This is a genomic window from Aliarcobacter vitoriensis (genome assembly GCF_048320235.1).
Classification (GTDB): Bacteria; Campylobacterota; Campylobacteria; order Campylobacterales; family Arcobacteraceae; genus Aliarcobacter; species Aliarcobacter vitoriensis.
Map to the genome: position 1 here is coordinate 316,745 of NZ_CP182882.1, position 11,530 is coordinate 328,274.

6 protein-coding genes and 1 other RNA gene are annotated in these 11,530 nt (G+C 27.8%); 4 read left to right on the top strand and 3 right to left on the bottom strand.

Features of this window, described 5'->3' with window-relative positions; genetic code table 11:
• Window positions 1–94 precede the first annotated feature (94 nt).
• The gene (gene ccsA / locus ACNSOS_RS01600; RefSeq protein WP_418186323.1) at window positions 95–2,827 is read left to right on the top strand and encodes a cytochrome c biogenesis protein CcsA; all 2,733 of its coding nucleotides are present in this window, start codon (window positions 95–97) and stop codon (window positions 2,825–2,827) included.
• A 72-nt stretch (window positions 2,828–2,899) separates the two neighbouring features.
• The gene (locus ACNSOS_RS01605) at window positions 2,900–4,186 is read left to right on the top strand and encodes an aminoacyl-histidine dipeptidase (protein ID WP_418185696.1); all 1,287 of its coding nucleotides are present in this window, start codon (window positions 2,900–2,902) and stop codon (window positions 4,184–4,186) included.
• A 43-nt stretch (window positions 4,187–4,229) separates the two neighbouring features.
• Here the strand turns inward: ACNSOS_RS01605 and ACNSOS_RS01610 are convergent, their stop codons facing one another.
• From ACNSOS_RS01610 to lolA, 3 genes are all read right to left on the bottom strand, one after another.
• The gene (locus ACNSOS_RS01610; RefSeq protein ID WP_418185697.1) at window positions 4,230–6,698 is read right to left on the bottom strand and encodes a methyl-accepting chemotaxis protein; all 2,469 of its coding nucleotides are present in this window, start codon (window positions 6,696–6,698) and stop codon (window positions 4,230–4,232) included.
• Between the two features lie 76 nt (window positions 6,699–6,774).
• An RNA gene (gene rnpB, locus ACNSOS_RS01615) (RNase P RNA component class A) lies at window positions 6,775–7,093 on the bottom strand.
• Between the two features lie 14 nt (window positions 7,094–7,107).
• On the bottom strand, window positions 7,108–7,635 hold the full coding sequence (gene lolA / locus ACNSOS_RS01620; protein ID WP_113894660.1) for a LolA-like outer membrane lipoprotein chaperone: 528 nt from the start codon (window positions 7,633–7,635) through the stop codon (window positions 7,108–7,110).
• A 57-nt stretch (window positions 7,636–7,692) separates the two neighbouring features.
• Between lolA and secA the strand changes: the two genes are divergently transcribed.
• Both secA and ACNSOS_RS01630 read left to right on the top strand, forming a co-directional pair.
• Window positions 7,693–10,311 (top strand): preprotein translocase subunit SecA, encoded by a 2,619-nt coding sequence (gene secA / locus ACNSOS_RS01625; RefSeq protein WP_418185698.1) that lies wholly within the window; start codon window positions 7,693–7,695, stop codon window positions 10,309–10,311.
• A 1-nt stretch (window position 10,312) separates the two neighbouring features.
• Complete coding sequence (locus ACNSOS_RS01630) at window positions 10,313–11,518, top strand: ABC transporter permease (RefSeq protein WP_418185699.1); 1,206 nt, start codon at window positions 10,313–10,315, stop codon at window positions 11,516–11,518.
• Window positions 11,519–11,530: the final 12 nt, after the last annotated feature.

Here is an 11,530-nt window from a genome sequence, read left to right on the forward strand (position 1 = left end):
ATTAGATAATATTTCATTAACTAAGAATTAATCTATTAGTTATAGAATCTCGTAAAAATCTAATAAAGGATACTTTTTGAATTTAAAAAATATTATGTTTTCTTTTAAAACCACCCTACTTTTATTTGCTATTTTGGGTATTGGTGCTGGAGTTGCAACATTTATAGAGAATGACTATGGTACTTCATCAGCTAGAGTTTTAGTATATAATAGTATTTGGTATGAAGTTATTATGGTTTTAACTACAATAAATTTGTTAGGAATAATCTATAAATTTAAAATGTGGAAAAATCTTCCAAGATTTTTATTTCACTTCTCTTTTGTAGTTATTTTAATAGGTGCAATTATTACTAGATATATAGGCTATGAAGGTGTTATGCAAATACCTGAAGGTGCTACAACAAATCAAATGATTTCATTAGAACCATATCTTCAAATAACAGTAAAAGAAGGTGAAAAAGTAGTAGCTTATGAAGAGTATCAAAAAGAGTTTACTTCACTTCTTCCTGAAATAAATAACTTTTCTCATACAATATCTTTTGAGAACAATAATTTAGTTTTAGATTATAAAAATTTTCAATTTGAAAAAAAAGAACAAGCCAGTATGGGATTATTGAGCCTTGAAGTTAGTTTAAATGATAAAAAAGAATTAATAAGAATTCCAGGGCAAAGAGGACAAATGGGAATGCCAAGAGAACTAACATTTGATAAATATAGTGTTACTTTAGAATATGGCTCAAAATTTATTGAACTACCTTTTGCTATCAGATTAAATGAGTTCCAATTAGATAGATATCCTGGAAGTATGGCTCCATCATCTTATGCTAGTGAAGTTACAGTTATAAAAGATGATAAAACTTACGATTATAGAATTTTTATGAATAGAACACTAAGTGAAGGTAATTTCTTATTCTTTCAAAGTTCATATTTTCCTGATGAAACAGGAACTGTTCTATCTGTAAACAATGACCCAGGTAAATGGCCAACATATTTTGGATATTTTTTACTTACATTGGGGCTTGCTTTAAACTTCTTTGATAAAAAATCAAGATTTAGAAAACTTATAAAATATGTTGGAGATAAAAATCTAGCTAGTTTTGTATTAGCACTCTGTATTAGCGTAGCGATCCCGCTACATGCCGTTGAGCCAAAAACTGAAAAAAGTACAGAAGAAACAATATCTATCACTGTTGATTATCTAAATAAACTAAAAGATGAATCTGCTATAACAGCTGACAAATTTGGACATTTAATCGTTCAAAGTAGTGGTGGAAGAATGAAACCATTGGCTACTTTAAATAGAGAAATAATTCAAAAATTAAGCGGAAGATCAACTTTTTTAGGAATGGATGCAAACCAAATAATTCTAGGAATGTTATCGCGTCCTGATGTATGGAAAGATGTAAAAATCATAAAAATACAAACTCCAAAGCTAAAAAAATTTTTAGGTATTGATGAAAGTGAAAAATATATATCTTTTTCAGAAGCATTTAATGAAAAAGGTGAATATATATTAACACAAGAATCAGAAAAAGCATTTCAAACAAAGCCAATAGAAAGAGGAACTTATGAAAAAGATATCATAAAAGTTGAAGAAAAATTAAATATCATATATTCAGTTTTTAATGGTGCTTTATTAAACATATTTCCTAGAGTTTATGATGAACATAGCCCAGATGATAATTTCAAATGGTATTCTCCAATAGAGGCTATGCAAGAGTTTACAGGACAAAATCAAGCAGCAATAAACTCTGTTATTCGTGGATTAATGAACTCTTTAGTTGAAGAAGATTGGGAAAGTTCAAATAACTATATTGATATGATATCTTTATATCAAGATAAAGTTGGAGATGATATAAAACCATCAAAATCAAAAGTTAATGCAGAAATAATTTTTAACAAAATAGATATATTCTTTAATTTAACTTTTGCTTATATGATTTTAGGTTTTATTATGGTTGTATTAGCTTTTGTTATTATTTTTAAACCAGAATTTAAAGTACAAAAAACAACAAAAATAATATTTATAATACTATCTATTTTATTTGCAATTCAAACATTTGGTATGGGATACAGATGGTATTTATCAGGACATGCTCCATGGAGTGATATTTACGAAACATTAGTTTATATATCTTGGTCAGCTATTTTTGCTGGAGTAATATTCTTTAGAAAATCATTACTAGCTTTAGGAGCAGCTGTTATAATTGCAGGAATTTTTATGTTTACTGCTCACTTAACAGATGTTGATCCACAAATTACAACTTTAGTTCCAGTTTTAAAATCTTACTGGCTAACTATTCACGTATCTATTTTAACTGCTTCTTATGGATTCTTTGGACTAAGTGCAATATTAGGATTTCTAACTTTAATTATGTTTATTTTTAGAAAAAACAAACCTCACTTAGATGATATTATCAAACATATTAGTGCAATCAATGAAATCTCTTTAATTATTGGTTTAGCTTGTATAACAATAGGAAATTTCCTTGGTGGAGTTTGGGCAAATGAATCTTGGGGAAGATACTGGGGATGGGATCCAAAAGAGACTTGGGCTTATGTTTCAATCATAGTTTATGCATTTGTTATTCACTTAAGATTTGTAAAATCTCTAAATACTCCTTATGTTTTGGCTTCTGCATCACTTTTAGCATTTAGTTCAATTATGATGACATATTTAGGAGTAAACTTCTATCTTTCAGGGATGCACTCTTATGCAACAGGAGATCCTGTACCTATCCCAACTTGGGCTTATGTGACAGTTATAACAGCATTCTTAGCTATAATTTTAGCTTATAAGAATAGAAGCTTAAAAAGTATAGAATAAAATTTAATAAAACAAAAATAAAAAGGGCTTAATCGCCCTTTTTTATTTTATACCATATAAAAAAGGAAAAATATGTCAAAAATAATAGATATATTTAAAGAAATTACTAGTATTCCTAGATGTTCAGGAACTCATGAGCCATTTATAAAATATATTCAAAAGTTAGCAAAAGAGTTTGATTATATTTGCTTAGTTGATGAAGAAAAAAATATTTTATGCAAAAAACTAAACTCAAAAGCTAAAATAGTTTTTCAATCTCACTATGATATTGTTTGTTTAAAAGAGCATTGTGTTCCACAAATAGTTGAAGAAAATGATATTTTGAAAGCAGCAGACTCCACTTTAGGAGCAGATAATGGAATTGGTTGTTCTTATATGATAGCTTTAATGTCTGAAAACTTTGATGGAGAGTTTTTATTTACAAGTGATGAAGAAATAGGACTAATAGGTGCAAATAGTTTAAATTTACCTATAAATGCACAATATATGCTAAATCTTGATAGTGAAGAAGAAGCTGAAATTTGCATAGGTTGTGCTGGTGGAGTTGATATTATTGCTAAGAATTCAAATAAAAAAATTGTTCCAAATAGCGAAAATCTTAAACTTTATGAAATAAGTATTTTCAATCTTCAGGGTGGTCATAGTGGAGTTGATATAGATAAAAATATACCAAATGCTATAAAACTGCTTGTACAAAGTATAAAAGAGTGTGAAGGAAAACTTCTTGATATAAATGGTGGTGAAAGAATAAACTCTATTCCTGCAAATGCAAAAGCAATTATTGCTTCAAAAAATATTCCACACAAAACACATCAAAATATGAATATTATAGAAATAGATACAAAAAGTGATCATCTTAATATCTATGATGATAGAGTAGTAGATTTTATTTATAACTTTTCAAATGGAGTTAGAGAGTTTAATAATGAACTAAATGTAGTTCAAGACTCTATAAATTTAGCTATTATAAATACTTCAATAGATGAAATTACTATTGAAATAAGTGCTAGATCAATGTCAAATGAAAACTTAGAAAATCTAAAAAATAGAACAAAAGGAGAACTTGAAAATCTTGGATTTAGTGTAGAAACTTTTGGAAAATATCCAGCTTGGAAGCCAGATATAAATGACTTCACGAAAAAGGTTTTAGATATTTATCAAACATTTAATAAAAATGCTTCATTACGAGCAATCCATGCTGGTTTAGAGTGTGCTATTTTCAAAGATAAGCTACCAAATCTTAAAATTGCATCTATTGGTCCAACTATAGAATTTCCTCACTCAAAAAAAGAGTTTGTATATAAAAAATCTATTGAAAATGTTTATGAAGTAGTTAAAAAAATCTCTGCTAGTGTATAGTTTGAGAACTAGGATTTATTCCTAGTTCTTAAGTATATTTAATTTAGAAGCTTTCCCATTCGTTATCATCAGGTGATATCTCTTTGTGTATCTCTTTTTTATTTTTATCAGTTCTTATTTTTTTTTGAACTTGGCTATTATTCAAAACCATAGTTTTTGTTTCAAACTCTTTTGCTTTAGCACTATCTTTCCCTATGAAATCTTTTGAATTTGCCTCATTTACTATCTCTTTTGCTATATTATCTGTAACCATAGAAATATCATGTGTTTGTGAAGCAATCATAGCATTTTGTTGTGTTTGACGGTCAAGTTGATTAACTGCATCATTTATTTGTTCTATTCCAACTAACTGCTCTTTACTTGACATCTCTATATCTGATATTAAAGTTGTTGTTTGAGTTATTGAATCATTTAATCCTTTATAACCTTCAATCATAGTCGTTGCTATATTTTTACCTTCATTTGCTTTTAATGTTGCAAGTTCAACTATATCTTTTATCTCTTTAGCTGCTTCTGCACTTCTTGAAGCTAAATTTCTTACTTCTTGAGCTACAACTGCGAACCCTTTTCCTGCTTCACCTGCTGTTGCTGCTTCTACTGCTGCATTTAAAGATAATATATTTGTTTGGAATGCTATATTATCTATTACACTTATTGCATCATTCACCAGATTTACTTGTGTATTTATTTCATCCATTGCTATTGTTGTTTTATTTGCCAATTCTTCACCAATTTTTGAAGAATTTGTTACTTCATTTGAAAGATTTGACATCTTTGCAATATTTTGTGTTGTATTTCTTATATTTGAAGTTATCTCTTCAAGTGCTGCTGCTGTCTCTTCCAAAGAGGCTGCTGCTTCATTTGAACTTATATTTAAGTTATTTACATTAGATAGAAGAATTTTTGAACTCTCTTCAAGTGTAAGTCCATTCACTTTATTTTCTAAAAGAAGATGATTGATAGTTTCCGCTAATTCATTTATCTCTTTTGCTACTTCTCCAACTGGATTTTCAATTCTAGCTCTAAAATCCATTTTTTCATATTTTTTTAAAACTTCATCAATTACCACTAAGTCATTATTTACTTTTTTAGATATAAGTTCTAACATCTCGTTTAGAATATTTTTAAGTTCTTCTAAACTCTCATTTCCAGTAGTTTTTTCTATTCTATTTCTTAAATTTCCTTTGTTTATTTCGTTAATAACTTCTTTAACATTTTTAATTAAATCATCATCTTCTTTCAATAATCTACTTGTTTTGATAATATTTTCATTAACGACTTTTGCCATAACACCTATTTCATCTTCGGCTATTATATCTATTGATTGAACATCTTTATTTTCTTTATTTAAATATTTAAAGAATCCTAAAAGACCATTTTCAAATTTTTCTAATGGAGAAATAATATTTTTTGTAATAAGAAATGATATAAGTGCTATTAAAACAATAGAAACAATAGCAGCAATAATTACAATTCCAAAAATAATTGAAGCAATTTTTTGATTTGAATGTTCTTGCATAATCGCTACATTTTTATCAATATTATCAGTATAAATACCTGTTCCAATCATCCATTGCCACTCTTGTAAACCATCTGCGTATCCAATTTTATCATATAATTTTGGATCATCTTTAGTTTTTGTGAAATCAAATATAACTGTTCCTCCACCCTTTTTAGCAACTTCTATTAAATCTTTTATATAATAAATACCTTTTTGACTTTTATTATCTATTAGATTTTTACCAACTAAAGCAGGATTTATTGGATGCATTATATTTGTACCGTCATAGTTATATACAAAGAAATAACCATCTTCTCCAAATCTAATTTTAGAAATATCTTCTAAAGCTTTTTTCTTTAACTCTTGTTCTTCATTATCTATATAAACACCTGTTCCAACAACCCAACCATACGGAGCAAACAATCTAACATTAGACAATTTTGCACGTGGTTGTTTTCCAGGGATTACTTGATCATAAGGTACAAAGCCTTCCCCTTTTTCAAAAGCAGTTCTAATAAATTCTAAAATATGTTTTCCATTATTTTTAGTTCCTTCTCTTTCAGGTGTTAAAGGAAGCTTTAAAATAGTAGAATTTTTATCATATACAAAAAAATAATCATTTTCTTCACCATATCTTACAGAACCAATAGCATCTAAAATCAATTTTTTTAGTTCAGCTTCAGAAAGATGATTTTTTTGCTTCTCGTATATTTCTGTAATCATTGCAAATAAAAAATCAGTTTGAGATTTTAAATAAGCCCCTTTTCTCTCTTTTACATTCTCAATTTTCGCTTTTTCATAAGCATCTTTTGCAATATTTAATGCAAATTCAGTATAGTTTTTCATCTCATCTATACCTGAATTTAATGCTCTATTTTTATATTCTTCAATATTTTGAGCAGTTAAATTATTAACTTCATAGATAGATTTTGTAGCTATTATAGTAGACACTAATATAATTGTAACAATTACAATCGCTAAAAGCTTAAATCTTATAGATAAGTTTTTCATATATACTCCTAATGTATTAATGTTTGGGTAATAATAATTTTACTAAAAGATTTATTAAGTCTTGGTTTAAGTTAGAATAAAAGGTAGATTATAAGCCGTGTTCTGTATTTGACAATAATTTATCTAGGTATTAAATTACTTTAATACTCTTGCGAAGACGAGAAAAATGTGAAGCTTATACCATGTCTTCTTGCTACAAGTTGGGTTTACATAGCCAAAAAGATTACTCAATTTGCTGGTAGGCTCTTACTCTACCGTTTCACCATCACCAAAACTGGCTGTTTACTTTCTGTTGCACTATCCCTTAGATTACTCTAGCCATCCGTTAGATGGAACCTTGCTTCACTGTAGCACGGACTTTCCTCTTGAAATCAAGCTATCGTCTAATCTACCTTTGCTGAAATTGTATCTATTTTCTTATTAAATCATAATTGCTAGGGATTGAAAATATAAAAATAGAGTCTGATATATCTTCATCTTGGATAATATTTGAAAAATTTATTTCTACACTATTTTCCAAATTATCTTCGTAACTAATTTTTTCTATTTTATTATTTTTTGTAAAAATCAGATATTGAACACTATCTATTTTAGAAGAATATTTATTGTTATCTATTTTTTTAGCATCTTTTAAAAGTTGTATAATATTTATCTCATTTTCAAGTTTTGTAAAAATGGCTTGTTCAAGTTCAGGTTCATCGACTATTGCTGAATTATTGTCTATATATACATTTTTTTCAACTGGTGTTTTATATTTCCACAAAATCTTTCCACTACTTTTTATAAAAACTTGTCCTTTATAGAGTATCACATCACTTGAATTTGATGTTATAGTTTGAGTGAATTGCGCTTGAAAAGTTTTTAGATTTTTAATATCACTTGCTGCAAAAGCAAAAATTGATAGCACAACCGTAGCAAATATATATTTATAAAACATTTTTTAACCTTTTTTTTTATATAATCTTTCTCATTATAACGAAAAGGAACTAATTTTATGTTAAATGTTTTTTCAAAAGTTTTTGGTACAAAAAATGATAGAGTTGTAAAAAAATATAGAAAACGAGCAAGTGAGATAACTGCATTAGAAAAAAATTATGAAAATTTAAGTGATGAAGAACTTAAAAATGGATTTAATAAATTAAAACAAATTGTACAAAATGAAGGAAAATCATTAGATGATGTTTTAAAAGAAGCTTTTGCAATAACTAGAGAAGCTAGTAAAAGAGTTTTAGGTATGCGACCTTATGATGTTCAATTAATCGGTGCTATGGTTTTAAATGAGGGAAGAATAGCAGAGATGAAAACAGGAGAAGGAAAAACTCTAGTTGGAAGTATAGCTGTATGTTTAAATGCTTTAAGTGGAAAAGGTGTACATGTTGTAACAGTAAATGACTATTTGGCAAGTCGTGATGCAAATGAATTAAAACCACTTTATGAATTTTTAGGTTTTAGTGTTGGTGCTTTAACAGATGGTATAAAAGATGATGTAGAGAGAAGAAATCAATACAATTGCGATATTACTTATGCTACAAATAGCTCTTTAGGATTTGATTTTTTAAGAGACAATATGGTTTACGATATAAAAGATAAAGTTCAAAGAGGTCATAACTTTGTAATAGTTGATGAAGTAGATTCTATTTTAATTGATGAAGCTAGAACTCCTTTAATCATTTCTGGACCAACAAATCATAAAAATTCAAACTATGTAAAAGCAAATGAAATAGCATTAAAACTACAAAAAGGTGAACTGATAGAGCCAAAAAGTGCTGCAGAAAAACCTACAACTACTGGAGATTTTGTAGTTGATGAAAAAAATAGAACTGTAAGTTTAACTGAACAAGGACATATAAAAGCTGAAGAACTTTTTGGAGTTGATAACTTATACTCTATTGAAAATGCTATGCTTTCACACTCTCTTGATCAAGCATTAAAAGCGAATTATATTTTCCAAAAAGATGTTGATTATGTTGTAAAAGAAGATCAAATCATAATTGTTGATGAGTTCACGGGAAGATTAAGTGAAGGAAGAAGATTTAGTGAAGGTTTACATCAAGCACTTGAAGCAAAAGAAAAAGTTACTATTCAGGATGAGAGTCAAACTTTAGCTGATACAACTTACCAAAACTACTTTAGAATGTATAAAAAACTCGCTGGTATGACAGGAACTGCTCAAACAGAAGCAACAGAATTTGCACAAATTTATAAGCTTGATGTTGTATCTATACCTACAAATGTTCCAATCAAAAGAGTTGATAAAAGTGATTTAATATATAAAAGTGAAAGAGAGAAATTTGAAGCAGTTTGTCTTAAAATAAAAGAGTATCATGAAAAAGGACAACCAGTACTTGTGGGAACTGCAAGTATTGAAAAAAGTGAAAAACTTCATAAGATTTTAGTTGATAAAAAAATACCACACACTGTATTAAATGCAAAACAGCACGAAAAAGAAGGTAAAATTATCGCTGATGCTGGTCAAAAAGGGGCAGTTACTATTGCTACAAATATGGCTGGAAGAGGAGTTGATATTAAACTAACTCATGAAATTTTAGCTTTAGGTGGATTAGCTATCATTGGTACAGAAAGACATGAAAGTAGAAGAATAGACAATCAGCTAAGAGGAAGAAGTGGTAGACAAGGAGATGTTGGAGAATCACAATTTTATCTAAGTTTAGAAGATAATCTTTTAAGAATTTTTGGAAGCGATAGAATAAAAAATATCATGGAAAGACTTGGTATTCAAGAAGGTGAATTTATAGAGTCAAAAATGGTAACAAGAGCTGTTGAAAATGCACAAAAGAAAGTTGAGTCTATGCACTTTGAAAGTAGAAAACACTTACTTGAATATGATGATGTTGCAAATGAACAAAGAAAAGTAATCTATAACTTTAGAAATGATTTATTGAGTGAAAATTTTGATATTACTTCAAAAATAGATGAAAATAGAGTTGAATATGTACTAAACTTATTATCTGATGCAAACATTACTCACTCAACTTCTCCTGAAGATTTTGACTATGAATTTATAATTGCAAAATTAAAAGAAGATTTACACTTTATAATTGAATCTGACGATATAAAAAGTGAGAATTATCAAGATTTAGAAGAAAAACTTATATCTATTTTAAAAGATACTTATGAAAACAAAATGAATGCTGTTGATTTAAAACAAAAAAATGAGATAGAAAAAGTTTTATATCTTCAGATTTTAGATAATGCTTATAGAGAACACTTATATGCTATGGATACTTTAAAAACTGGTATTGGATTAAGAGGTTACAATCAAAAAGATCCGCTTGTTGAATACAAAAAAGAGTCTTATAATATGTTTATTGAATTAATCTCAAATATAAAATTAGAGATTATAAAAATTTTATTTGCTGTACAACTTCAAAGTAAAGATGATAGACAAAAAGAGCAAGAAGCTTTACAAAGAATGAAAGAATCTATGGAAAAAGCAAATGAACATATAACTACAAACTTAGCCCAAGAAGCTGTAAAAAGTAGCGAAAAGAAAATAGCTAGAAATGAACCTTGTCCTTGTGGAAGCGGATTGAAATATAAACAATGTTGTGGAAAGAGTGGACCTAAAAAAGGTTTAGTTGCAGGAAACTAATTTGAATAAGCAATTAGTTAATTTTATAGTTAAAAAATACCTAAGATTTGATAAAAAAAATCCATTTATTTCAATAAGTGCTATTTTGGCATTTATTGGAGTTGCTATTGGAGTTATGGTACTTATCCTGTCTATGGCAATTATGAATGGAACTGCAAAAGAGTTTGAAAGAAAACTTTTTACTATGAATTATCCTCTTACAATTTATGCTAAAACATCAAATAGTGTAAATGAAAACCTTTTAGTTGAATTACAAAATGAATTTAAAGATTTAAAATTTTCTGCATTTATATCTACTCAAGCTATTATTCAAAATGGAAGTAATATGAGCGGAGGTATGATTTTTGGAGTAAATGCACAAAATGAATCAGAAATAAATCCTATTTTCAAAGAAGCCTTAAATGACTTTGAACTAAATAAATTTGATTTGATAACTGGTATAGGAATAAGTGATAAACTTCTTTTATCAAATGATAGCAAAGTAACTTTGTATTTTACAGAGCTAAATCCAGCTGGTTTTTCTTTGATGCCAAAAATGAAAAGATTTAACTATCTTACATCTTTTTCTTCTGGTCTTAGTGCTTATGATAAAGCTTATATGTACACTTCAATAGAAGCTTTGCAAACTCTACTACAAAAAGATGAAAATATTTATGATGGCATACATATTCATTCAAACAATGCTTTTGAAGATATAGAAAAATTAAGAGTCTTTTTAAAAGATAAAAATGTTGGTGTTGTTGGTTGGTGGCAACAAAATGGAAACTTCTTTGCCGCTATGAAGATGGAAAAAACAGCTCTATTTATAGTTTTAATGCTTATTATTTTAGTTGCATCTTTAAATATAATATCATCTTTACTTATGACAGTTATGAGTAGAAGAAAAGAAATAGCCCTACTTTTATCTATGGGAGCAACAACAAAAGAGATAAAATCAATATTTTTAAGAGTTGGTACTATCATTGGATTTAGTGGAATTATTACTGGGATTATTCTAGGATTTATTGGTTATTGGTTTTTAGATACTTTTGATATTGTATCTTTACCAGCTGATGTTTATGGAAGTGCAAAATTACCACTTGATTTAGCTATGAGTGATTTTATATCTATTGTTATTGGAGCAGTTATTATAGTTCTTTTATCATCTTTTTATCCAGCAAGTCGTGCTACAAAAATAGATGTTATTGATGTATTAAGAAATGAATAAAATTTAAAATAG

What these genes read in the sequence shown, in the direction of transcription:
- ccsA (WP_418186323.1), top strand. Translation starts at nt 95, where the DNA reads ATGTTTTCTTTTAAAACCACCCTACTTTTATTTGCTATTTTGGGTATT.
- ACNSOS_RS01605 (WP_418185696.1), top strand. Translation starts at nt 2,900, where the DNA reads ATGTCAAAAATAATAGATATATTTAAAGAAATTACTAGTATTCCTAGA.
- ACNSOS_RS01610 (WP_418185697.1), bottom strand. Translation starts at nt 6,698, where the DNA reads ATGAAAAACTTATCTATAAGATTTAAGCTTTTAGCGATTGTAATTGTT.
- lolA (WP_113894660.1), bottom strand. Translation starts at nt 7,635, where the DNA reads ATGTTTTATAAATATATATTTGCTACGGTTGTGCTATCAATTTTTGCT.
- secA (WP_418185698.1), top strand. Translation starts at nt 7,693, where the DNA reads ATGTTAAATGTTTTTTCAAAAGTTTTTGGTACAAAAAATGATAGAGTT.